The sequence below is a fragment of the Rhodococcus aerolatus genome (assembly GCF_054783215.1).
Map to the genome: position 1 here is coordinate 88,260 of NZ_BAAGQZ010000029.1, position 21,793 is coordinate 110,052.

Consider the following 21,793-nt stretch of genomic DNA (forward strand, 5'->3'; position numbering starts at 1 on the left):
GTGGCCGCGCTCGCGGGCCCGGTCGCGCTGCTGACGTACTCGACCCGGCCCCGCGGCGGGGTGGTGCACACCCTCGCCCTGGCCGAGGCCCTGGCCGCCCGCGGCGAGGACGTCACCGTGTGGAGCATCGGCCGCGACGGCGACGCGGGCTTCTTCCGCCCCGTCGACCCCCGCGTCACCCTGCGCGTCGTGGGCGTGCCGGACCGCGACGGCGAGGACTTCGCCGACCGCATCGTCCGGTCCATCGACGCCCTCGGTGCCGCCTTCGCCGCCCGCACCGAGCGGTACGCGGTGGTCCACGCCCAGGACTGCCTGAGCTTCACCGCCGCCGCGCGCAGCCACGACGACGTGCTGCGCACCGTCCACCACCTCGACCGGTTCACCACCCCCGTGCTGGCCCGCTGCCACGAGCGCGCCGTCGTCGAGCCCGCCGGGCACGTCTGCGTCTCCGCCGCCGTGGCCGCCGAGCTGCACGCCGGGTGGGGCATCACGGCCACCGTCATCCCCAACGGGGTCGACGCCGCCCGCTTCGTCGCCGCGGCCGCCGACGAGCCCGCCGCCGCGGCCGCCCGGGACCGGTGGCGCGGCGAGCTGGGGGACTACGTGCTGGCCGTGGGTGGCATCGAGCCGCGCAAGGGCACCGCCGACCTCGTCGAGGCCGTGGCCCGGGTGCCCGGCGGGCGGCGCCTCGTCGTGGCCGGCGGGTCGACGGTGTTCGACCACCGCGGCTACCGCGACGCCGTGCTGGCCCGCGCCGCCGAGCTGGGGGTCGACCTGGTGCTGCTGGGCCCCGTCGACCACGCGGCGCTGCCGTCGCTGGTGGCCGCGGCGCGGGTGTTCGCCTTCCCCTCGGTGCAGGAGGGCTTCGGACTGGCCGCGCTGGAGGCCCTGGCCGCGGGGGTGCCGGTGGTGTGCCGGGACCTGCCGGTGCTGCGCGAGGTGCTCGGCGACACCGTCGACCGCGCCGCCGACGTCCCCGCCCTCGCCGCGGCCCTCGCCGCGCCCAGCGTCGCACCGGGCCGCGGCCGCGACCTGGCGCTGGGGTACACCTGGGACGCGGCCGCCGCGGCGCACCTGGCGCTGTACCGGGGCCGGGACCGGGTCGGCGCCCGGGGTGGGAGCGCGCCCACCCGCGGCCGATAGGCTCGCCGCGTGTCCCGACGCGCCGACGGCAGAGCAGACGACGAGATGCGGGCCGTCCGGCTGACCCGCGGCTACACCGACCACCCGGCGGGCTCCGTGCTCGTCGAGTTCGGCTCCACCCGGGTGCTGTGCACCGCCAGCGTCACCGAGGGCGTGCCCCGCTGGCGCAAGGGCTCCGGGCTGGGCTGGGTCACCGCGGAGTACGCGATGCTGCCCGCGGCCACCCACACCCGCAACGACCGCGAGTCGGTCAAGGGCAAGGTCGGCGGGCGCACCCAGGAGATCTCCCGGCTGGTGGGGCGCGCGCTGCGGGCCTGCATCGACCTCGGCGCCATCGGGGAGAACACCATCGCGCTGGACTGCGACGTGCTGCAGGCCGACGGCGGCACCCGCACCGCGGCCATCACCGGGGCCTACGTCGCCCTGGCCGACGCCATCACCTGGCTGCGGGCCAAGGGTGCGCTGGAGGACCCGCAGCCGCTGTCCTGCGCCGTCAGCGCGGTCAGCGTGGGCGTGGTCGACGGCCGGGTGCGCCTCGACCTGCCCTACGAGGAGGACTCCCGCGCCGAGGTCGACATGAACGTGGTCGCCACCGACGCCGGCACCCTGGTCGAGGTGCAGGGCACCGGGGAGGGCGCCACCTTCGCCCGCTCCACCCTGGACAAGATGCTCGACCTGGCCACCGCGGGCTGCGCCCAGCTGGCCGCCGAGCAGGCCCGCGTGCTGGCCGAGCCCTACCCCGGCGTGCTGCCCGAGCCGCCCGCCAAGGGCAAGAAGAAGGGCTGAGCGCGGCGTGAGGGTGCTCCTGGCCAGCCGCAACGCCGGCAAGCTGGCCGAGCTGCGCCGCATCGTCACCGAGGCGGGCGTGGCGGGCGTCGACGTCGTCGGCCTCGACGAGGTCCCGCCCTACCCCGAGGCCCCCGAGACCGGGGCCAGCTTCGAGGAGAACGCCCTGGCCAAGGCGCGCGACGGTGCCGCGGCGACCGGGCTGGCCTGCGTTGCGGACGACTCCGGGCTGGAGGTCGACGCGCTGCGCGGCATGCCGGGCGTGCTCTCGGCCCGGTGGTCGGGCCGCCACGGCGACGACGCCGCCAACACCGCGCTGCTGCTCGCCCAGCTCGCCGACGTGCCCGCCGCGCGCCGCGGCGCGGCCTTCGTCTCCGCGTGCGCGCTGGTGTCCCCCGCGGGGGAGACGGTGGTGCGCGGCGAGTGGCCGGGCGCGGTGCTCACCGCGCCGCGGGGCTCCGGCGGCTTCGGCTACGACCCGGTCTTCGCCCCGCACGGGTCCTCGCGCACCGCGGCCGAGCTGAGCCCGGCGGAGAAGGACGCCGCCTCGCACCGCGGCCGGGCACTGGCCCAGCTGGTGCCCGCGCTGCGGGCGCTGGCCGACGGGACGGGCTAGAGCCGCTCGCCGCGGCGCACCTTGGCGGTGACGGCCCGCTCGACCACGAAGGACAGGAACGGGACCGTCCCCGCCACGAGCACGCCGACGGCGGGCAGCGGCCGCCACCGGGCCTTCACGGCCAGGTCCAGGGTCAGCACCAGGTACACCGCGTAGACCCAGCCGTGGACCACGGCGACGAAGCCCGGGGGCGAGGCGCCGAAGCCGTACTTGGCCACCACCACCGCGGTGAGCAGCAGCAGCCAGATCCCGGTGACGTAGGCGAGCACGCGGTAGCGCAGCAGGGCCCCGGAGATCTTCGGGGGCAGCGCCCCGGCCGGGGTCGCGGTGCCGGTCTGCTCGGTCACGGGGTGGTCCTCCGGGTGTCACGGTCGAGCTGGGCGAGGTAGGCGTTGTACTCGGCGAGCACCGGGTCGTCGTCGGTGCCGGGGTCGTCGGCCGCCCCGTCGTCACGGGCCGGGCGGGCGGCGCGGGTGGGCAGCGCCGCGGCGGAGATCTCGGTGACCACGGGGGTGCGCTGGGCGGGGCGGCCGACGCGACCCTGCTCGTCCGTGGCCGCGTCGGCGTCCTCGGGCTCGCCGGCCTCGAGCCGCACCACGCGGCGGTAGGCGTAGACCACGAACGCGGCGAACAGCGGCCACTGCAGCGCGTAGCCCAGGTTCTGGAAGGAGCCCGAGCCCGACTCGTAGCGCGTCCACTGCCACCAGCCCAGCGCCAGGCACGCCGCCGCGGCCAGCACGACCAGCGCGACGACCGCGGGCCGGCGGTGCGCGGACGGGGTGGACACGCCCGCGACGGTACCCGCGCGGGCGGGCCGGGCCACCGGACGGCGGGCGGGGACGACCTATGCTCGCAGCGGCCCCGGCAGGGGCCGCGCGCGAGTGGCGTAACCGGCAGCCGCGCCAGGTTTAGGTCCTGGTGCCCGAGAGGGCGTGCGGGTTCGAGTCCCGCCTCGCGCACGGCCGGGCCCCCGGCGCCGGACGGTCTGCCAGGGTGGTGCCCCGTGAGCCGACTCGAGCGCTACGAGCGCCGCACCGCGGGGCCGATGACCGGCCTGGCCCTGGTCTTCCTCGCCTCCTACGCCGTCCCGATCCTCGACCCGGCGGTCGACGGCTGGCTGCGCACCGTGTGCGACTGGGCCGACCTGGCGGTGTGGATCGCCTTCGCGCTCGACCTGGGCTGGCGGCTGCGGCTGGCCGAGAGCCCGGTGCAGTTCCTGCTCAGCCACCCGGTCGACGTGCTGGCCGTCGCGCTGCCCGTGTTCCGCCCGCTGCGGGTGCTGCGCGTGTTCGCGGTAAGCCAGACGATCTTCACCCGCCGGCTGGGGCTGCTGGCCTCCGGGCAGGCGATCGTGGTGGGCGCGGTGCTGCTCGTCGCCGTGGCCGCGCTGGCCATGCTCGACGCGGAGCGGGGGGCGCCCGACGCGAGCATCACCTCGATCGGTGACGCGCTGTGGTGGGGCATCACCACGGTCACCACCGTCGGTTACGGCGACCTCTACCCGGTGACCGGGCTGGGCCGGGTGGTCGCCGCCGCGCTGATGCTGGTGGGCATCTCCATGGTCGGCATCGTCAGCGCCAGCGTCGCCGCGTGGTTCGTGGCGCAGGGCCGCAGCACCCAGGACCGCGAGCAGCAGGACCGGGTGGGGGAGCTGGCGAGCGAGCTGGCGGCGGTGCGTGCGCAGCTGGCCAGCATCCAGCGGGCCGTCGGGGCGGACGCGGCGGCACCGCGTCCCGAGTGACCGGACCGGTCAGACCCCGAGGTCACGGCGCAGCTTGGCCACGTGGCCGGTGGCGCGGACGTTGTACTGCGCCACCCCGATGGTCCCGTCCGCCTCGACGACGAAGGTGGAGCGGATGACCCCGGTGACGACCTTGCCGTACATCGTCTTCTCCCCGAACGCCCCCCACGCCGTCATCACGCTGCGATCGGCGTCGGAGAGCAGCGGGAACCCCAGCCCCTCGGCGTCGCGGAACGTCCGCAGCGTCGCGGGCGGGTCGGGGGAGATCCCGACGACGTCCAGGCCGGCGCCGTCCAGGTCGCCCAGCGACTCGGTGAAGTCGCACGCCTGCTTGGTGCACCCGGGCGTCCCGGCCGCCGGGTAGAAGTAGACGACGACGCGGCGGCCGCGGTAGTCGGCCAGCGAGACCTCTGTGCCGTCGGCGTCGGGGAGGGTGAAGTCGGGGGCCCGGTCGCCGGGCGACAGGCGTGCTGCGGTGCTCACGCGGCCACGCTAGCGCTCCGGCGCACGGCCCGGGCCCGCTCTGCTCTACGGTGAGCGCGACGTCCGCGCACCGAAGGAGGCCCAGTGGCCCGGGACACCGACAGCATCGAGCGCGACATCGAGCGCGCCCGAGACCAGCTGGCCAGCACGCTCGACGAGCTCTCCGTCCGCGCCAACCCCAAGCGGCTGGTGGAGGACGCCAAGACCGGGCTGCGCGCCAAGCTCGACGAGCCCGCCGTGCGCGCCGCGCTCGCCGGGGCCGGGGTTCTCGTCCTCGTCCTCGTGGTGCGCGCCGTGCGCAGCTGAGCCGCACCGCCGACCCCGACGACGGCCGGGCCCCGCACGGGGTCCGGCCGTCGTCGCGTGAGGGCGCGTCCACCACCCCACGCGCTCCCCGACCCGGCATGATCCCGGGTGTGAGCGACGACACCGGACTGACCCTGCCCCCCGACGCCGCCGAGGCCGCCGCGGCGGACCACCCGGCCGACCAGACCGCCGCCCGCGACGCCGGGGTGCACCAGCGCGCGCTGCGGGAGTGGCTGCTCGAGCGCACCGCCTCGCCGTCGCTGGGCGCACCGGTGAGCCTGCTCGTCGGCGGCGCCCTGGTGACCGGGGTCGCCGTGCACCCCACCACCGCCGCCCGGCTCGCCGCGCGCCACCAGTCCGGCGGGGAGTCCGGGGCCGAGCGCTTCGAGTCCCTGGCCGACGAGCAGGACCTCGCGCTCGTCGACGCCGAGCCGGCCGAGCTCGACACCGTGCACCTGGCCAACGCCCGCACCGCCGGCACCACGCTCGCGGTGCTCTCGGTCGCGGTGTCCCGGGTGGACGGCTGGTCGCCGGTGGCCGAGGCCGACCTCGAGGGCATCTGGGACACCCACCACGTCGAGTAGCCCGTCGTCCCCGCCCGCGACCCCTCTGCTCTGGAGCCCACCATGACCGCACCCGCCACCCCGCCGTTCCAGGGCCGCACCGCCCTCGTCACCGGGGCGGGGGCGGGCATCGGTGAGGCCGTGGCCCGCGCCCTGGCCGCCGGCGGGGCGCGGGTGACCGTGGCCGACCGGGACGGCGACGCCGCCGAGCGCGTCGCGGGCGAGGTCGGCGGCACGCCCTGGGTGGTGGACCTGCTCGACACCGCCGCGCTGGCGGGGCTGAGCCTGGAGTGCGACGTGCTGGTCAACAACGCCGGCATCCAGCACGTCTCGCCGATCGAGGAGTTCCCGCCCGAGACCTTCCACCGCATCCTCACGCTGATGCTCGAGGTCCCGTTCCTGCTGGTGCGGGCGGCGCTGCCGCACATGTACGCCCAGGGCTTCGGCCGCGTGGTCAACGTCAGCTCGGTGCACGGCCTGGTCGCCTCGCCGAACAAGTCGGCCTACGTCGCGGCCAAGCACGGCCTCGAGGGGCTGAGCAAGACCCTCGCGCTCGAGGGCGGCGGCCGCGGCGTGACGAGCGTCTGCGTCAACCCCGGCTACGTGCAGACGGCGCTGGTCGCCGGGCAGGTCGCCGACCAGGCCCGCACCCGCGGCATCACCGAGGACGAGGTGCTCGACAAGGTGTTCCTCGCTGAGACCGCGGTCAAGCGGATGGTCACCCCGGCCGAGGTCGGCGAGCTCGTCGCCTACCTGGCCGGGCCGCACGGCGGCATGGCGAACGGGTCCAGCTACACCCTCGACGGCGGCTGGATGGCGCACTAGGCGCCACGGCGGGAGCACCGGGGCCCCGACGGCCCTGGTGCTGCGGCGCGCAGTGACGTACGGTCCGAATGTACGTACTAATCACCGCGTGAGGAGAGTGCCGTGCACGTCGAGACGCTCGAGACCCCGTCCCTGGGGGACCGCACCTACCTGGTGCACGACGGCGCGGTGGCGCTGGTCGTCGACCCCCAGCGCGACACCGACCGGGTCACCGACGCCGCCGCGCGGCTCGGGGTGCGGGTCGTCGCCGTCGCCGAGACCCACCTGCACAACGACTACGTCACCGGGGGGCACCACCTGGCCCGGTCGCTCGGGGTGGACTACCTCGTCAACGCCGCCGACCCGGTCGACTTCGACCGCCGCGCGGTCTCCGACGGCGACGAGCTCACCCTCGGCGGGCTGACCGTCCGGGTGGTGGCGACCCCGGGCCACACCCACACCCACCTGTCCTACGTGGTCAGCCACGACGGCGAGCAGGCCGTGTTCTCCGGCGGCAGCCTGCTGTTCGGCTCCGTGGGCCGCACCGACCTCGTCTCGCCCGACGACACCGACGGGCTCACCCACGACCAGTTCCACTCGGTGCGGGCGCTGGCCGCCGCCGCGGCCGACGAGGCCGCGCTCTACCCGACGCACGGCTTCGGGTCCTTCTGCTCCTCGGGCCCGGCCACCGGCGCCGACAGCTCGACGGTGGGGGAGCAGCGCCGCAGCAACCACGCGTTGACGACGCAGGACGAGGACCGGTTCGTCACCGAGCTCGTCGCCGGGCTCGCGGCGTACCCGACCTACTACGCGCACATGGGCCCGGCCAACGCCCACGGTCCGAGCGCCCCGGACCTGGCCGTGCCCGCCCCGCTCGGGGCCGACGAGCTGCGCCGCCGGCTCGCCGACGGCGGCTGGGTGGTCGACCTGCGCACCCGGCGGGCGTTCGCCGACGGCCACCTCGCCGGGACCCTCTCGTTCGAGCCGGGCGCGAGCTTCCTGACCTACCTGGGGTGGACCCTGCCCTGGGGCGAGCCGCTGACGCTGCTGGGCGAGGAGGGCGACGTCGAGACCGCGGTGCGCGAGCTCGCCCGCATCGGCTGGGACCACCCGGACGCGGTGCTCGGCGACCCCGCGACCGCGCTCGCCGACCACGAGGTGCGCTCGTACCGCCGGGTCGGCTGGGCCGAGGTGGCGGCCGAGCACCCCGGCCCGCTGCTCGACGTCCGCCGCACCGACGAGTTCGCCGGCGGGCACCTCGTCGACGCGGTCAACGTCCCGCTGCACACCCTGCTCGACCGGCTCGACGAGGTCCCCGCCGGGCAGGTCTGGGTGCACTGCGGCTCGGGCTACCGCGCGGCCGTCGCCGCCAGCGTGCTCGACCGCGCCGGCCGCGACGTCGTCCACGTCGACGCCGACTTCGACGCCGCCGCCGACGCCGGGCTCGAGGTCACCACCGACGTCCACGCCACGGCCTGACCGGCAGCGGAGAACCGGAGGGAGACAGGATGTCCGAGAACCAGCCGAGCGAGCTCACGCCGGCCCGTGCCGCCGAGCTCACCGCGGACGGCAGCCACCTGCTCGTCGACGTCCGCGAGGACAGCGAGTGGGAGGCGGGCCACGCCCCGCAGGCGGTCCACGTGCCGCTGGGCACCCTGGCCGCGGTCGACCTGCCCGCCGGCACCCCCGTGGTCGCGGTGTGCCGCAGCGGCGCCCGCTCCGCCCGGGCCGTCGAGGCGCTGGCCGAGCGCGGGATCGAGGCGCACAACCTCACCGGCGGCATGACGGCCTGGGCCGCAGCGGGTCTCGAGGTCCGCGACGGCCGCGGTCAGCCGGGCACGGTGGTCTGAGCCGTGGTGGTCGCGGTCGCCCTGGCCGCCGGCGCGGTGATCGGCCTGCTGCTCGGCGCGCTGGGCGGCGGCGGGTCGATCCTCACCGTGCCGGTCCTGGTCTACGGGCTGGGCCAGGGCACCACGACGGCCACCACCGCCTCGCTCGTCATCGTCGGCGTCTCGTCCGTCGTCGCGGCGGCCGAGCACCACCGGTGCGGGCGGGTCCGCTGGGGCCCGGGGCTGACCTTCGGCCTGCTCGGCTCGGTCGCCGCGCTGCTGGGCACCGTCGCCGGCCGCCACGTCGCCCCCGAGGTGCTGCTGCTCGGGTTCGCGGCGCTGATGCTGGTGGCCGCCGGGGGACTGCTGCACCGGGAGCACCGGGCCGCGGCGGTACCGGCCGCCCGTGCCGACGCCGGTGGGGTGACGACGCTGGAGCGGACCACCATCCGCTCGGCCGTGCGCCGACGGGTGGTCGTGGTCGGGGCGGCGCTGGGGGTGGGGCTGCTGACCGGGTTCTTCGGCGTCGGTGGCGGTTTCGTCATCGTGCCCGCCCTCGTGCTCGCCCTGGGGCTGCCCCTGCCGGTGGCCGCGGCGACCTCGCTGGTGGTCATCGCGCTGAACAGCGCCGCGGGCCTGCTCGCCCGGTGGGGCCACCTCGACGTGCCGTGGCACGTGGTGGTCCCGTTCACGGTGGCCGCCGTGCTCACGTCGCTGGTCGGCGGCCGGGTGGCCCAGCACGTGCCCGCCCGGGTGCTCACCCGCGGGTTCGTCGCCCTGCTCGTCGTCGTCGCCGGCTACGTGGCCGTGCGGGCCGGCGCCGCGCTGTAGGTCGGGGCGCGCCGCGCCGGGGGGTTGCGGGCCCGGCCCGGGGCTCGCTACCTTCCTGGCCGTCACGAGTGCCAGCGCGAAGCCCCGGCTCGCTGGCCGGCAACCCTCCTCCGCGACGGGGTGCCCCGGGTGATGACACGGCCCGCCCCGCCCGGGGCGGGCAAGCGCGGAGCTCGCCCGTGGGCTCCCGGACCCGAGGAGCCCTGCCGTGACCACCAGCCTCGCCCCCGCCCGGCCGCACCCGACGACCGGCCCGGCCGTGGCCCCGTTCGCCGCGCTCGTCGGCGCCGGCCTGCCGACCCCCACCCGTCGCGGCGATCGTCCGTACGTCAACCTCGACAACGCCGCCAGCACCCCGGCCCTGGCCGCCGTGGCCGACGAGGTCACCAGGTTCCTGCCGCAGTACGCCAGCGTCCACCGCGGGGCGGGGCACCTCTCCCAGGTGTGCACCCGGGCCCACGAGCAGGCCCGCCGGGACGTGGCCGCGGCCGTCGGCGCGGGGGAGCGCGACGTGGTCGTGTTCACCCGCAACACCACCGACGCGCTGAACCTCCTCGCCACCGCCGTGCCCGGGCGGGTGGTCTACCTCGACGTGGAGCACCACGCGAACTTCCTGCCCTGGCAGGAGTCCGGCGACACGCTGGTCCCGGTGGCCCGGACCGTGGCCGGGACGCTGGCCGCGGTCGAGGCCGCGCTGCGCCGCGAGCCCGTCGCGCTGCTCACCGTCACCGGGGCCTCCAACGTCACCGGCGAGGTGCTGCCGCTGGCCGAGCTCGCCGCGCTGGCCCACCGCCACGGCGCGCGCATCGCCGTCGACGGGGCCCAGCTGGTGCCGCACCGCCGTATCGACCTCACCGCCCTGGGCCTGGACTACCTCGCGTTCTCCGGGCACAAGCTCTACGCACCGTTCGGGGCCGGCGTGCTCGTCGGGCGCCGGGACTGGCTCGACGCCGCCCCGCCGCACCTGGCCGGGGGTGGCGCCGTCGCCGAGGTCACCACCACCGGCACCACCTGGGCGCCCGCCCCGGCCCGGCACGAGGGCGGCACGCCCAACCTGCTCGGGGTGCTCGCGCTCGCCGCCGCGTGCCGCGAGCTGACCGCCTGGGACGAGGCCGCGTGGCACGAGCACGAGCGCGTGCTGCACGCCCACGTCCTCGACGAGCTGGCGTCGGCCGGCCTGGCCCCGCTGCGGATCTGGGCCGACCCGGCCGACGTCGTCGGGGTCGTCGCCTTCACCGTCCCCGGGTGGCGGCCGGCCGCCGTGGCCGCGTACCTCGCCGACGAGCACGGCATCGGGGTGCGCGACGGACGCTTCTGCGCCCACCCGCTGCTGGCCCGGCTCGGGGTGCCCGGGGGTGCGGTGCGGGTGAGCCTCGGGGTGGGCAGCTCCAGCGCGGACGTCGACCGGCTCGGCGCCGCGCTGCGCGAGCTGGTGGCCCTGGACCCGGCGGCGGCCCCGCAGGTCACCGAGACCCCCTGCGGCAGCTGAGCACCCGGCTCAGGGGGCCGGCGGGGTGATGCCCGGCCACAGGCTCTCGGCCGCTGCGGCGAACGACGTCATCGCCGCGGCCAGCTCGGTCTGCTGGCGGTGCGGGATGCGGCCGAGCACGGCGGCGAGGTCGCGGCGGCGCCGGGCCGTGACCGTGCTGACCGTGCGCCGCCCGGCCGCGGTGAGCGCCACGCGGGACTCGCGCCGGTTGGTCGGCACCACGCCGCGCTCCACGAGCCCGGCGGCGACGAGCCGGTCGACCATGCGCACGGCGGTCGAGGCGGCCACGTCCAGCGCGGCCGCCAGCCCCCCGAGGTTCGACGGCCCCGCCTCGAGCACCACGAGCATCCGGAACTGCGGCAGCGTCACGTCGGGCGCGGCGGCCACCGAGCGCGCCGACACGGCGACCAGGGCGCGCGACGCGGACAGCACGGCGTCGACGGGGTCGGCGGCGGCAGCACCGGGGGGTGCGGGATCGGTCACGCCCCCACCGTGCCCCCGTTGCGTTCGACAGTGCAAGTGTTGCACTGTCGAACGGTGACGAGCCCATCCCAGCCCCTCGCCCGCCCCTCCCTGGGGGCGCGGGTGCTCGACCGCGCCCCGGGGTGGTCCGGCCGCACCGGCGCGGTGACGCTGTCCCTGCTCGTCGGGATCGGCGCCGGGCTCGGGGCGGTGGTGTTCCGCTACCTCATCGAGGGCCTCACGGTGGTGTTCACGGGGTTCACCGACTACGCGGGGCAGGGCCGGGTGGCCAACCCGCACCTGTCGTGGCTAGGCCCCTTCTTCGTCCTGCTCACCCCGGTGGTGGCCGGGATCCTCTACGGCCCGCTGGTGTACCGCTTCGCCCGGGAGGCCCGCGGGCACGGCGTGCCCGAGGTGATGCTGGCCGTCGCCCGCAACGGCGGTCGCATCCGCCCGCAGGTCGCGGTGGTCAAGGCGCTGGCCTCCGCGCTGACCATCGGTGGCGGCGGCTCCGTCGGGCGCGAGGGGCCCATCGTCCAGATCGGCTCCGCGCTCGGCTCGACGCTGGGCCAGCGGGTCGGCCTGGACGAGCGCCGCGTCACCCTGCTCGTGGCCTGCGGTGCCGCGGGCGGCATCGCGGCCACCTTCAACGCCCCGCTGGCCGGGGTGTTCTTCGCGATGGAGCTGATCCTGCGCCGGTGGACGGCCGAGTCCTTCGGCCTCGTCGTGCTCTCCTCGGTGACCGCCAGCGTCATCGGCCGCACCGTGCTGGGCAACGACCCCTTCCTGGCGCTCCCCTCGTTCGCCGTCGACCACCTGGTGCAGTACCCGTTGTTCGCCCTGCTCGGGGTGGTCGCCGGCCTCGGCGGGGTGGTGTTCTCCCGGGTGCTCTACGCGGTCGAGGACGCCTGCGACTGGGCGTGGCGCGGTCCGGAGTGGGCACGCCCCGCCGCGGGGGGCCTGCTGCTGGGCGTGGTGCTGCTGGTGCTGCCGGAGATGTACGGCGTCGGCTACCCGGTGCTGGGCACGGCCGTGGCGGGCGGCTACTCCGTCGCGTTCCTCGTCGCCCTGCTCGTCGGCAAGGTCGTCGCGTGCAGCCTGACCATCGGCATCGGCGGCTCGGGCGGGGTGTTCGCGCCCAGCCTGTTCATCGGGGCGATGCTGGGCGCCGCCTTCGGCGACGGGGTGCACGCGCTGCTGCCCGGCACGGGCGGCTCGGTGGGGGCCTACGCGGTGGTCGGCATGGGGGCGGTGTTCGCCGGGTCGGCGCGGGCCCCGATCACGGCCGTGGTCATCCTCTTCGAGCTGACCGGGGAGTACACGATCATCCTGCCGCTGATGATGGCCATCGTCCTGGCCGCGGGGGTCAGCGCCCTGGTCTCCCACGACACGATCTACACCCGCAAGCTGCTGCGCCGCGGCATCGACATCGACGAGACGCCCCACGCCGCGCTGCGGCGCTCGGCCGTCGGCTCGGTCATGGTGGCACCCCCCGAGGGCGTCGACGCCGACGCGGACGTCACGGCCGCGGCCACCCTGCTGGCCGAGGGGGAGCACGACCTGCCCGTGGTCGACGCCGACGGCCGCTTCCACGGCGTGCTCAGCGCCCGGGCCGTGCTCGACGCGCTGGGGGCGGGGGAGGCGGTGCCGGTGCGCACGCTGACCGCGGGGCCGGACCCGGTCGGGCCCGAGGCGCCGCTCGGCGAGGCCATCGACCACCTCGAGGACGGGGTCGACGCGGTGGCCGTGGTCGACGCGGAGCACCGCCTGGTGGGCTGGGTGCGCCACCGCGACGTGCTCACCGGGATGACCCGCGCCGTCGCGGTGCCCGGGGACTGACCGGGTGCGGGCGGCTCAGTAGTCCTGCGTGGTCGAGGGGCCGCCGGAGCCGGTGCGACCCACGTGGATGTTGCGGGCCAGCCGGATCAGCGGACGGACCAGCAGCTCGATGCTGCCGACGAGGAACAACCACGTGCCGAGCGTCGTCGTCGACTCGGAGAAGAACAGGATGCTGCCGACGATGAACCAGACCGCGACGAGGATGTCGTTGACGATGCTGAGCGTCTCGTAGCGCTTGCGGATGACGAGCTCGTCGTGGCCGATGTGCAGCGTGATGGGGTCAGGCATCCCGCCAGCGTGCCCCGTGGGCGGGACGCCCCGCGACCGCGGTCGGGCCGGTCAGGTCCGGCAGATGCAGGCGCGGGGCAGCGCACCGGCCTCGGTCGCCGCGCAGAAGCGCCGGCCGAGGTCGTCGTGCTCGGCCAGCGGGTGCCGGCAGGCGGCGCAGGCCTCGCCCGGCACGTCCCCGCTCACGCCGGCACCGTCCCCGGGCGCGGTGCCGCCGCCGGGTCCGGGCCCGGTCGGACCACCGCCAGGCAGGTCCGAGGCCAGCCGGTGACCCCGACGAGCGTGACGGTGCCGCTGGGCTGGGTGCGGTAGCCGTCGAGGTGGACCACGTGGTCGCCCACGGTGACCCGTCCGGCCGCGCCGGGCTCCCAGTCCCCGAGGTGGTGGGTCACCCGGTCGACCCGGGGGCCGCCGCGCTCGACCTCGGTCACCAGGGCGGCGACCTCGGCGGCCAGGTCGCGGGTGCGCGGCGACCAGGTGCCGTCGCGGTAGCCGCCCGACGGGTCGGCGCGGCCCAGCTCGGGCGCGCGCCGGTCGGTGCTGCTGGGGCGGCCGGGGTCCGGGGCCGAGCTGGGGGTGGCTGGTGCGGTGGTGGTCGTCATGGGACGCCTGTCCGGGCCGTGGACGGCCGGTCTCCGAGCACCGGGGGCGAGGCCGGCGTGGCAGCCGGCGTGCGGGGGACCCTCGACGGGTCCGACCCTACGGGGCCGAGGGGGTGGGTGCGCCATCAGGGACTTGAACCCCGAACCCGCTGATTAAGAGTCAGCTGCTCTGCCAATTGAGCTAATGGCGCGTGGCACCGGCGAGCGGTGCGGCAGAAGGCTAGCAGCCGGGTCCGGGCCCGGAGAAATCGACCCCGGGGCCCCGGCGGGCGCAGGACCATGATCGATCCAGCCGGACACCCCCGACATCCAGTGACCCGGCCTGATCACGGTCGTGGTAAGGCATGATGTCCCGCACGGGGCCTCGGGGGGCCTGGGTCGAGCGGGAACAGGTGTGTCGCATGCGGGTGGGTGGAGCAGGACGCCGCGGGTCGTGGCGGGTGCGGGCGGTGGGGGCCGTCGTCGTCGCGCTGGGCGCCGTGACGACGGGCTGCACGATCGGCACCCCCGCGGGCGTCCAGGCGGGGTCGTCCCCGGTGGCGGACGCCGGTGCCGCGGCGCCGACGACGACCACCCCGGCCCCGGTCGCGCCGACGCTGACGGTGTCGGCGGCCGACGGGGCCACGGGTGTCTCGCCCGTCGCGCCGCTGACCGTCACGGCGGCCGGCGGCTCGCTCGGGGCGGTGACGCTGGCCCGGGCCGACGGCACGACCGTGGCGGGGACGAGCGCGCCCGACGGGTCCACCTGGACGGCCTCGGAGCCGCTGGGCTACGGCACCACGTACACGGTGACGGCCGCGGCCACGAGCCCCACCGGCACCCCGACCACGCGCACCAGCCGCTTCACGACGCTGTCGCCCAAGCTCCTGACGATGCCCTACCTGAACCCGAACAACGGTGAGACGGTCGGCATCGGGCAGACCGTCGCGGTCAAGTTCGACGAGTCGATCGCCGACAAGGCGGCCGCGGAGAAGGCCATCACCGTCACCACCACGCCGCCCGTCGCGGGCGCGTTCTACTGGCTGAACGACACCGAGGTGCGCTGGCGCCCGGAGACCTACTGGGCGCCGGGCACCACCGTCTCCGTGGCGGCGAAGGTCTACGGCCAGGACCTCGGCGGTGGCACGTACGGCCAGGCCGACCAGAGCGCCAGCTTCACCATCGGTGACGCGGTGACCGCGGTGGCCGACAACGACACGAAGACCCTGACGATCTCCCGCGGCGGCGTCGTCGAGAAGACGATGCCGATCTCGATGGGCGAGGAGGTGCCGGGCAAGGTCACCAACAACGGCGTCTACATCGTCGCCGAGCGCTACACCGACATCGTCATGGACTCCTCGACCTTCGGCCTGGCCGTGGACTCCGCCGACGGGTACCGCACGCACGTGCAGTACGCGACGCGGATGAGCTACAGCGGGATCTTCGTCCACTCCGCGCCGTGGTCGATCTCCGACCAGGGGGTGCGCAACGTCAGCCACGGCTGCCTCAACGTCTCGCCCGCCAACGCGGTGTGGTTCTACGAGAACACCAAGAAGGGCGACATCGTCACCGTCAACGGCACGTCGGGGGACACGCTGCCGGGCGACGACGGCCTGGGGGACTGGAACATCCCGTGGTCGCAGTGGGTGCAGGGCAACCGCTAGCCCCGACGCACGACGAAGGCCCCGCTCCGGACCGGAGCGGGGCCTTCGTCGTGCGTGGGGTGAGTGACGGGACTTGAACCCGCGACACCTGGGATCACAACCCAGTGCTCTACCACCTGAGCTACACCCACCACGGCCCGGTCGACCTGCGTCCGGGCCGTCGCAGAGACTACCGGGTGGGACGGGGTGCTCGCGCCGCACCCCGCGGGCCGGGTCAGGAGCCGGCCATGAGCTCCTGGGCGACGGCGGTGACCTCGTCGGTCGCCGGGCCGGGCTGGGCGACGAACGCGGTCCGCCGGTAGTACGCCAGCTCACGGATCGACTCGCGGATGTCGGCGAGCGCGCGGTGGGCCAGGCCCTTCTCGGGCTGGTTGAAGTAGATGCGCGGGTACCAGCGCCGGCACAGCTCCTTGATCGAGCTGACGTCGACCATCCGGTAGTGCAGGTGGTCGTCCAGGGTCGGCATGTCCCGGGCGAGGAAGCCGCGGTCGGTGCCGATCGAGTTGCCGCACAGCGGGGCGCCGTGCCGGTCCGGGACGTGCTCGCGGACGTAGGCCAGCACCTGCGCCTCGGCGTCGGCCAGGGACACGGCGGAGGCCCGCACCTCCTCGGTGAGCCCCGAGCTCGCGTGCATCCGGGTGACCACCTCGGGCATGTTCGCCAGCGCCTCGTCGTCGGCGTGGATGACGATGTCGACGCCCTCGCCGAGGACGTTGAGGTCGCTGTCGGTCACGAGGGCGGCGATCTCGATGAGCTTGTCCGAGGCCAGCTCGAGCCCGGTCATCTCGCAGTCGATCCACACCAGTTTGTCCTGCACGTCAGCCACCCTAGCCAGGCACGGCCCGGGCTACCCTCCACGAGCCCCGCCCCCCGTCCCGGAGGTCCTGCGACCGTGCCCGACACCGACCCCGCCGCTGCCGCCACCGAGATCGCCGCCGGCTACACCTCCGAGGGCGCCGCGCTCGAGCTCGGCAGCGTCGTCACCGGGGGTGCCGCCCACCCCGACGCCCGGGTGCGCATCCCGCTGGCCACCCTGAACCGCCACGGCCTCGTCGCCGGGGCCACCGGCACGGGCAAGACGAAGACGCTGCAGCTCATGGCCGAGCAGCTCAGCGCCGCCGGGGTGCCCGTGCTGCTCGCCGACGTCAAGGGCGACCTGTCCGGGCTGAGCGCCGCGGGCGAGACCTCCGACCGGGTCACCACCCGGGCCACGGACACCGGGGACGACTGGGCGCCGACGGCGTGCCCCACCCAGTTCCTCTCCCTGGGCACCGAGGGCCTCGGCGTGCCCGTGCGGGCCACGATCAGCAGCTTCGGCCCGGTGCTGATGAGCAAGGTGCTGGCGCTGAACCCCACGCAGGAGTCCACCCTGGGGCTGATCTTCCACTGGGCCGACACCCGCGGGCTGCCGCTGCTCGACCTCAAGGACCTGCGCGCCGTCATCACCCACCTGACCTCCGACGAGGGGAAGGCCGAGCTCGAGGGCATCGGCGGGGTGTCCAAGGCGACCACCGGGGTCATCCTCCGGGCGCTGGTGACCCTCGAGGCCGAGGGCGGGGACACCTTCTTCGGCGAGCCGGAGGTCGACCCGGCCGACCTGATGCGGACCGTCGACGGCCGCGGGGTGGTCAGCCTGCTCGAGCTGGGCTCCGACGCCGCGCGACCCGTGCTGTTCTCCACGTTCCTCATGTGGCTGCTGGCCACCCTGTTCGAGGACCTGCCCGAGGCCGGCGACCTGCCCGCCCCGAAGCTGGTGTTCGTGCTCGACGAGGCGCACCTGCTGTTCACCGACGCCTCCAAGGCGTTCCTCGCCCAGGTCGAGCAGACCGTCAAGCTGATCCGGTCCAAGGGCGTCTCGGTGTTCTTCTGCACCCAGCAGCCCACCGACGTGCCCGACGCGGTGCTCTCCCAGCTCGGGGCGCGCATCCAGCACGCGCTGCGGGCGTTCACCCCGGACGACCAGAAGGCGCTGGTCCGCACCGTGCGGACCTACCCGCGCACCGCCCACTACGACCTCGAGGAGGCGCTGACCACGCTCGGCACCGGCGAGGCCGTGGTCACCGTGCTCTCCGAGCGGGGTGCCCCGACCCCCGTCGCGTGGACCCGGCTGCGGGCGCCGCGCTCGCTCATGGCCTCGATCGGACCCGACGCGATCCGGGCCGCCGCCGCGGGCAGCGAGCTCGCCGGGAAGTACGGCACCACCGTGGACCGGGAGTCGGCCTACGAGCAGCTCGCCGCCCGGCTGGCCCCGCCACCGGAGCAGGCACCCCCACCCGGCCCGGCCGAGCCCTACGGCGCGCCCGCCGAGCAGCTGCCCCCGCCGCCGCCCGAGCCGGAGCGGGAGAGCTTCTTCGCCGGGGTGCTGGGCAACCCGGCGGTGAAGAGCTTCCTGCGCTCGGCCGCGTCGGCCGCGGGCCGCGAGATCGCCCGCGGGGCGTTCGGGACCCGCCGGCGGCGGTGAGGGCTGCGCCGGGGGCTCGACCGAGGGACCCTGCGGCCGCCTGACCTGCGTCGCTGCGCCGACCGTCCCCGCCGGGGACGATGGGGGCGTGCTGTCCCACCTCGCCCCGGCCCGCCGCCGCCTGCTCCTGCTGCTGGGCGGGGTGGTGCTCGTCGTGGCCGTCGCGGTGGGGGTCGTCGTCGTCCGCGGCTCCGGCAGCGGCGCCACCCCGGCGGTGGCCGCGGACCGGCCCGGGCCCGTGGTGCTCGTGCCCGGCTACGGCGGGTCCACCCAGTCGTTGACCGTGCTCGCCGAGCGGCTCCGCGCCCAGGGCCGGGACGCCACCGTGGTCGACCTGCCCGACGGCGGCACAGGCGACCTCGTGGCCCAGGCCCGCACCCTCGGTGAGGTCGTCGCGGCCACGCTGGCGCGCACCGGGGCGGGGTCGGTCGACCTCGTCGGCTACTCCGCGGGCGGGGTGGTGGCCCGCATCTGGCTGGGCGAGCAGGGCGGTGACGCGGTGACCCGGCGCGTGGTCACCCTCGGCTCGCCGCACCACGGCACCCAGATCGCGGGCCTGGGGGTGGCGCTGGGCCTGTCGATCTGCGGGCAGGCGTGCCAGCAGCTGGCCCCGGGCAGCGACGTCCTCACCCGGCTCAACGCCGACGACGAGACCCCGGGTAGCCCGGAGTACGTGTCGGTGTGGACGACCGTGGACCAGGTGGTGACCCCGCCCGACTCGGCACGGCTCGACGGGGCGGTGAACCAGCCGCTGCAGGACGTGTGCGCGAGCTCGCGGGTGGACCACTCGGGGCTGCCCAGCGACCCGCTCGTCGGCGCGATCGTCAGCCGCGAGCTGGGCACGGCCGACGTCACCGGGTTCACCCCGGCCGACTGCGCCACGCTCACCGCCGGCTGACCCGTCCGTCCCCCGCACACTGCCCGCAGTGTGGCCGGAGCCCGGCGGTTCCCCCGCACACTGCCCGCAGTGTGGCGCGCGCGTGGGCGGGCGACTAGCTGGTGATGTCCTTGGTGGAGAAGTTGGCCCACGCGCCCGCGAGCAGCACCCCGACGTAGGCCAGCTGCAGCCCGACGCCGCGGACGAGGTCGTGGCTGGGGATCGGCTGGCGGAACAGGTCCACGAACGCCAGCCAGTACCGCGTCGGCAGGTAGGGCTGCAGCGCCTGCGCGGCGTCCAGGGTCAGCAGCGACGACGACGCGATGAGGAACGCGATGGCCCCCAGCGACGCGGCCAGCGGGGAGTCGGTGAACGTGGAGAAGAACAGCGCCGCGGCCGCCACCCCGAGCATGCACATGGTCACGTAGCCGATGGCCAGCAGCGTCCGGTAGACCACCTCCTGCTGGGTCAGCGGAGTGCCCGAGACCCCCGAGACCCCGGCCACGGGGTTGTCGCCGAGCAGCGTCACCCCGGTGACGTAGCCGGTCGCCGCGACGATGACCACGGCGAGCAGCACGAACACCACGACGCTGACGAGCTTGGCCACGAGGAAGCGGGTGCGGCCCACCGGGCGGGTGAGCAGGTAGCGCAGGGTGCCCTGCTGCGCCTCCCCGGCCACCGCGTCCCCGGCCATGACGGCCACCGCGATGGGCAGGAACAGCGGCAGCACGATGGCCAGCGCCGCCAGCGGGAACAGCTGCCCGCTGGAGAGCACCGCGGAGAGGAACGCGGGCCCGGTGCCCGGTCGCGGCGCGATCTTCGTGACCGACAGCAGCACCGCCACCAGGGTGGGCAGCGCGTCGAGCAGCAGGATGATCAGCCAGGTACGCGGCCGCCGCAGCATCGAGGCCAGCTCGGTGCGGATCACCGGGCCCCCCGCCCCACGGGCCGGGCGCGGTCGCCGCTGCCCCGCACGGTCGCGGCCAGCACCGTCTCCTCCAGGGAGCGGCGCTCCTCGGCCAGCCCGGACAGCCGCACCCCGCGGCCCACGAGCCGCGACGCCACCTCGGAGGGGGCCCGGCCGGTGACGACGAGCCGCGAGCCCTCCCGGTCGGCGACGTCGACGCCGTCCCACCCGGCGAGCTCGGCCACCGCCCGCGCCGGGTCCGGGGTGTCGACGAGCACCCGTCCGGTGGGGCGCCGCAGCGCCTCCAGGTCGTCCTGCAGCACGAGCCGCCCTCCGTCGAGCACCGCCACCCGGGTGCACAGCTGCTCCACCTCGGCCAGCAGGTGGCTCGAGAGGAAGATGGTCGTCCCCGCTGCGTTGAGCTCGAGCAGCAGGTCGCGGATCTCCCGGATGCCCTGGGGGTCCAGGCCGTTGGTGGGCTCGTCGAGCACGAGCAGGTCCGGGGCGCGCAGCAGGGCGCCGGCCAGGCCGAGCCGCTGGCGCATGCCGAGGGAGTACTTGCCCACCGGGCGCCGGCCCACCTCGCCGAGGCCCACCTGCTCGAGCACGGTGTCGACCCGCGCCCGGCGGCCGCGCCCGCTGCCGGGCCCCGCGGCGTCCAGCGCCAGCAGGTTCGCCCGGCCCGAGAGCCGGTCCTGGTGGGCGGGGCCCTCGATGAGCGCCCCCACCCGCGGCAGCACGCTGCGCCGCCGCTTCGGCATCGGCTCGCCGAGCAGCTCGATGGAGCCCGACGTGGCCAGCACGAGGCCCAGCAGCATCCGCACCGTCGTCGTCTTGCCGGAGCCGTTGGCGCCCAGGAAGCCGAAGACGTCCCCGCGGCGGACGTCGAGGTCGACCCCGGAGACCGCCGTGACCCGGCCGTACCGCTTGGTCAGCCCCCGGGTGACGAGCACGCTCGTCCGGTCCTCGCTCACGTGCGCCTCGCGCTCAGGTCGGCGCCGGCCTGGCGCAGGGTGTCCAGGGTCAGGGTGCCGGTGACGAGGTAGGCGGGCCTGCGGTCGGCGGGGGAGACGAGCACGATGCCGAACGGCCCGACGGAGACCGCCACGCTCTCCCCGCTGGTCTCCGCGCCGGGGGCGCCGATCAGCTGGGTGCGCAGCGCGCCGAACGCCGAGCGGGGCAGCGGCAGTGCGACCACGGCCGTCACGCCGCGGCCGTAGACCCCGACGCTGGTGGCGTCGAGGACGTCGCGGCGCACGGGCAGGCCGACGAGGGTGTCCGGTGCCCCGCGCCCCCCGACCTGCGCGGCCAGCTGGTCCAGCGCGTCCGAGTTCTGCAGCTCCACCCGCGCGTTCGGGGGCGGGGTGAACTCGACGCGCTCGGGGGCCGGCGGGGTCAGGTCCACGTCGAGGAACGCGGTGTCGACCACGGGCCGGTCGCTGCCCACCCCGAGCACCTGCACGGCCAGCGGCACCCCGGTGGTGGGGTCGGCCCACACGTCGACGGCGCTGACGGTGCTGCGCGGGTCCGACGGCACCACCCGCAGCCCGGGGGCGTCGACGCCGGCGACGGTGCGCGGGGGCAGCCGGCTGACCGCGGTCGGGTCGGCCTCGCTGAGCAGCCGGCGGCCGAGCTCCGGCGGGGTCAGGTCGACGGCCTCCGGCAGCCGGGCGCCCCCGGTGGCGGTGCGGGTGGCGAGGTTCTGCTCGTAGCTCCACCGCCACGAGCCGGCCGCGTCCACGATGAGGTCGTCCTCGCCGGCGACGAGCTGGGTGTCGACGCGGTAGGCGGTGGGGGAGAGGTACCAGGCGCGGACCCGGGTGCGGCTGCCCAGCAGGTCGGCGAGCTGGCTGAGCCGGTCGGTCTCGGGCAGCGCCAGCGTCCCCACCGACTCCGCGTACCCCGACCAGCCGACGTCGGTGGAGCCGGTGACCCGGGCCAGCAGCTCCGTGGCGGGCACGGGGTCGTCGGCCGCCGGCTGGTGCAGCACGACGGTGGGTACCCCGACGAGGGCTGCGGTGGCCACCGCCACCAGCGCCCAGCGGCGCAGTCCTCTCACCCCCCCGACGGTACGGACGTCCCGGACGGGCTGCCCGGGGTCGTCGTCCGCTGGCCGGGTCCCG

Annotated in this window: 26 protein-coding genes, 3 tRNA genes and 1 riboswitch; of the genes, 16 read left to right on the forward strand and 13 right to left on the reverse strand. The window is 76.0% G+C overall.

From position 1 onward, the window contains the following. Genes ACYVOF_RS11540 through ACYVOF_RS11550 form a run of 3 tightly spaced genes read left to right on the forward strand, consistent with a single transcriptional unit; the run spans position 1 to position 2,545 of the window. Positions 1-1,143 (forward strand): MSMEG_0565 family glycosyltransferase, encoded by a 1,143-nt coding sequence (locus tag ACYVOF_RS11540; protein ID WP_460866591.1) that lies wholly within the window; start codon positions 1-3, stop codon positions 1,141-1,143. A 9-nt stretch (positions 1,144-1,152) separates the two neighbouring features. After that, positions 1,153-1,929 carry a ribonuclease PH gene (gene rph / locus ACYVOF_RS11545; RefSeq protein ID WP_460866593.1) on the forward strand — a complete coding sequence of 259 codons (777 nt, stop codon included), beginning with the start codon at positions 1,153-1,155 and terminating at the stop codon, positions 1,927-1,929. A gap of 7 nt (positions 1,930-1,936) precedes the next feature. Then, positions 1,937-2,545, forward strand: coding sequence for a non-canonical purine NTP pyrophosphatase (locus ACYVOF_RS11550; RefSeq protein WP_460866595.1), 609 nt, complete (start codon positions 1,937-1,939; stop codon positions 2,543-2,545). Here ACYVOF_RS11550 and ACYVOF_RS11555 read toward each other — a convergent pair. Next, positions 2,542-2,892, reverse strand: a complete 351-nt coding sequence (locus ACYVOF_RS11555) for a DUF3817 domain-containing protein (protein ID WP_460866597.1) — start codon at positions 2,890-2,892, stop codon at positions 2,542-2,544. The two genes, ACYVOF_RS11550 and ACYVOF_RS11555, sit on opposite strands and share 4 nt — an antisense overlap. Further along, on the reverse strand, positions 2,889-3,332 hold the full coding sequence (locus ACYVOF_RS11560; protein ID WP_460866599.1) for a hypothetical protein: 444 nt from the start codon (positions 3,330-3,332) through the stop codon (positions 2,889-2,891). Before ACYVOF_RS11560 ends, ACYVOF_RS11555 begins: the two co-directional genes overlap by 4 nt. An 88-nt stretch (positions 3,333-3,420) precedes the next feature. Between ACYVOF_RS11560 and ACYVOF_RS11565 the strand changes: the two genes are divergently transcribed. Continuing rightward, positions 3,421-3,504, forward strand: a tRNA-Leu gene (locus ACYVOF_RS11565). 44 nt (positions 3,505-3,548) lie between these two features. Beyond that, the gene (locus ACYVOF_RS11570) at positions 3,549-4,286 is read left to right on the forward strand and encodes a potassium channel family protein (protein WP_460866600.1); all 738 of its coding nucleotides are present in this window, start codon (positions 3,549-3,551) and stop codon (positions 4,284-4,286) included. Positions 4,287-4,295: 9 nt separating this feature from the next. On the opposite strand, the gene bcp is transcribed toward ACYVOF_RS11570, so the two are convergent. Next, entirely contained in the window at positions 4,296-4,769 is a 474-nt protein-coding gene (bcp, locus tag ACYVOF_RS11575; RefSeq protein ID WP_460866603.1) for a thioredoxin-dependent thiol peroxidase, read from the reverse strand. Positions 4,770-4,853: 84 nt separating this feature from the next. Here bcp and ACYVOF_RS11580 point away from each other — a divergent pair, with 84 nt between their 5' ends. From ACYVOF_RS11580 to ACYVOF_RS11610, 7 genes are all read left to right on the forward strand, one after another. Next, positions 4,854-5,075, forward strand: coding sequence for a DUF3618 domain-containing protein (locus ACYVOF_RS11580; RefSeq protein ID WP_460866604.1), 222 nt, complete (start codon positions 4,854-4,856; stop codon positions 5,073-5,075). Between the two features lie 110 nt (positions 5,076-5,185). Beyond that, a complete protein-coding gene (locus tag ACYVOF_RS11585; RefSeq protein ID WP_460866606.1) occupies positions 5,186-5,659 on the forward strand; it encodes a hypothetical protein in 474 nt (157 codons plus the stop codon). A gap of 42 nt (positions 5,660-5,701) precedes the next feature. Continuing rightward, positions 5,702-6,463: an SDR family NAD(P)-dependent oxidoreductase gene (locus ACYVOF_RS11590; RefSeq protein ID WP_460866607.1), complete on the forward strand. Its 762-nt coding sequence runs from the start codon at positions 5,702-5,704 to the stop codon at positions 6,461-6,463. Positions 6,464-6,565: 102 nt separating this feature from the next. Further along, the gene (locus tag ACYVOF_RS11595) at positions 6,566-7,921 is read left to right on the forward strand and encodes an MBL fold metallo-hydrolase (RefSeq protein WP_460866609.1); all 1,356 of its coding nucleotides are present in this window, start codon (positions 6,566-6,568) and stop codon (positions 7,919-7,921) included. Positions 7,922-7,950: 29 nt separating this feature from the next. After that, entirely contained in the window at positions 7,951-8,292 is a 342-nt protein-coding gene (locus tag ACYVOF_RS11600) for a rhodanese-like domain-containing protein (RefSeq protein ID WP_460866611.1), read from the forward strand. Between the two features lie 3 nt (positions 8,293-8,295). Then, a complete protein-coding gene (locus tag ACYVOF_RS11605; RefSeq protein ID WP_460866613.1) occupies positions 8,296-9,102 on the forward strand; it encodes a sulfite exporter TauE/SafE family protein in 807 nt (268 codons plus the stop codon). Between the two features lie 60 nt (positions 9,103-9,162). After that, a riboswitch (SAM riboswitch) is annotated at positions 9,163-9,275 on the forward strand. Positions 9,276-9,310: 35 nt separating this feature from the next. Further along, entirely contained in the window at positions 9,311-10,591 is a 1,281-nt protein-coding gene (locus tag ACYVOF_RS11610; RefSeq protein WP_460866614.1) for an aminotransferase class V-fold PLP-dependent enzyme, read from the forward strand. A 9-nt stretch (positions 10,592-10,600) separates the two neighbouring features. Here ACYVOF_RS11610 and ACYVOF_RS11615 read toward each other — a convergent pair whose 3' ends face one another. After that, complete coding sequence (locus ACYVOF_RS11615; RefSeq protein ID WP_460866616.1) at positions 10,601-11,074, reverse strand: MarR family winged helix-turn-helix transcriptional regulator; 474 nt, start codon at positions 11,072-11,074, stop codon at positions 10,601-10,603. A 54-nt stretch (positions 11,075-11,128) separates the two neighbouring features. On the opposite strand from ACYVOF_RS11615, the gene ACYVOF_RS11620 reads away from it, so the two are divergent. Further along, the gene (locus tag ACYVOF_RS11620) at positions 11,129-12,892 is read left to right on the forward strand and encodes a chloride channel protein (protein ID WP_460866618.1); all 1,764 of its coding nucleotides are present in this window, start codon (positions 11,129-11,131) and stop codon (positions 12,890-12,892) included. A 15-nt stretch (positions 12,893-12,907) separates the two neighbouring features. Here ACYVOF_RS11620 and ACYVOF_RS11625 read toward each other — a convergent pair whose 3' ends face one another. From ACYVOF_RS11625 to ACYVOF_RS11640, 4 genes are all read right to left on the reverse strand, one after another. Further along, a complete protein-coding gene (locus ACYVOF_RS11625; protein ID WP_460866620.1) occupies positions 12,908-13,180 on the reverse strand; it encodes a YrhK family protein in 273 nt (90 codons plus the stop codon). Between the two features lie 51 nt (positions 13,181-13,231). After that, a complete protein-coding gene (locus tag ACYVOF_RS11630) occupies positions 13,232-13,366 on the reverse strand; it encodes an RGCVC family protein (protein WP_460866622.1) in 135 nt (44 codons plus the stop codon). After that, the gene (locus tag ACYVOF_RS11635) at positions 13,363-13,782 is read right to left on the reverse strand and encodes a DUF5994 family protein (protein WP_460866624.1); all 420 of its coding nucleotides are present in this window, start codon (positions 13,780-13,782) and stop codon (positions 13,363-13,365) included. The genes ACYVOF_RS11630 and ACYVOF_RS11635 overlap by 4 nt, the downstream gene beginning before the upstream one ends. A gap of 118 nt (positions 13,783-13,900) precedes the next feature. Next, positions 13,901-13,973 (reverse strand) — tRNA-Lys (locus ACYVOF_RS11640). 210 nt (positions 13,974-14,183) lie between these two features. Here ACYVOF_RS11640 and ACYVOF_RS11645 point away from each other — a divergent pair. Continuing rightward, complete coding sequence (locus tag ACYVOF_RS11645) at positions 14,184-15,425, forward strand: L,D-transpeptidase (RefSeq protein ID WP_460866625.1); 1,242 nt, start codon at positions 14,184-14,186, stop codon at positions 15,423-15,425. 55 nt (positions 15,426-15,480) lie between these two features. On the opposite strand, the gene ACYVOF_RS11650 is transcribed toward ACYVOF_RS11645, so the two are convergent. After that, positions 15,481-15,556, reverse strand: a tRNA-His gene (locus ACYVOF_RS11650). An 83-nt stretch (positions 15,557-15,639) separates the two neighbouring features. Further along, positions 15,640-16,242 carry an oligoribonuclease gene (gene orn / locus ACYVOF_RS11655; RefSeq protein WP_460866626.1) on the reverse strand — a complete coding sequence of 201 codons (603 nt, stop codon included), beginning with the start codon at positions 16,240-16,242 and terminating at the stop codon, positions 15,640-15,642. Between the two features lie 75 nt (positions 16,243-16,317). On the opposite strand from orn, the gene ACYVOF_RS11660 reads away from it, so the two are divergent. Continuing rightward, positions 16,318-17,886 (forward strand): helicase HerA-like domain-containing protein, encoded by a 1,569-nt coding sequence (locus ACYVOF_RS11660; RefSeq protein WP_460866628.1) that lies wholly within the window; start codon positions 16,318-16,320, stop codon positions 17,884-17,886. 88 nt (positions 17,887-17,974) lie between these two features. After that, positions 17,975-18,784: an esterase/lipase family protein gene (locus ACYVOF_RS11665; protein ID WP_460866630.1), complete on the forward strand. Its 810-nt coding sequence runs from the start codon at positions 17,975-17,977 to the stop codon at positions 18,782-18,784. A gap of 94 nt (positions 18,785-18,878) precedes the next feature. On the opposite strand, the gene ACYVOF_RS11670 is transcribed toward ACYVOF_RS11665, so the two are convergent. Genes ACYVOF_RS11670 through ACYVOF_RS11680 form a run of 3 tightly spaced genes read right to left on the reverse strand, consistent with a single transcriptional unit; the run spans position 18,879 to position 21,729 of the window. After that, positions 18,879-19,691 carry an ABC transporter permease gene (locus ACYVOF_RS11670; RefSeq protein ID WP_460866631.1) on the reverse strand — a complete coding sequence of 271 codons (813 nt, stop codon included), beginning with the start codon at positions 19,689-19,691 and terminating at the stop codon, positions 18,879-18,881. After that, positions 19,688-20,644 (reverse strand): ABC transporter ATP-binding protein, encoded by a 957-nt coding sequence (locus ACYVOF_RS11675; RefSeq protein ID WP_460866633.1) that lies wholly within the window; start codon positions 20,642-20,644, stop codon positions 19,688-19,690. The genes ACYVOF_RS11670 and ACYVOF_RS11675 overlap by 4 nt, the downstream gene beginning before the upstream one ends. Then, positions 20,641-21,729 (reverse strand): hypothetical protein, encoded by a 1,089-nt coding sequence (locus tag ACYVOF_RS11680; RefSeq protein ID WP_460866635.1) that lies wholly within the window; start codon positions 21,727-21,729, stop codon positions 20,641-20,643. Before ACYVOF_RS11680 ends, ACYVOF_RS11675 begins: the two co-directional genes overlap by 4 nt. Positions 21,730-21,793: the final 64 nt, after the last annotated feature.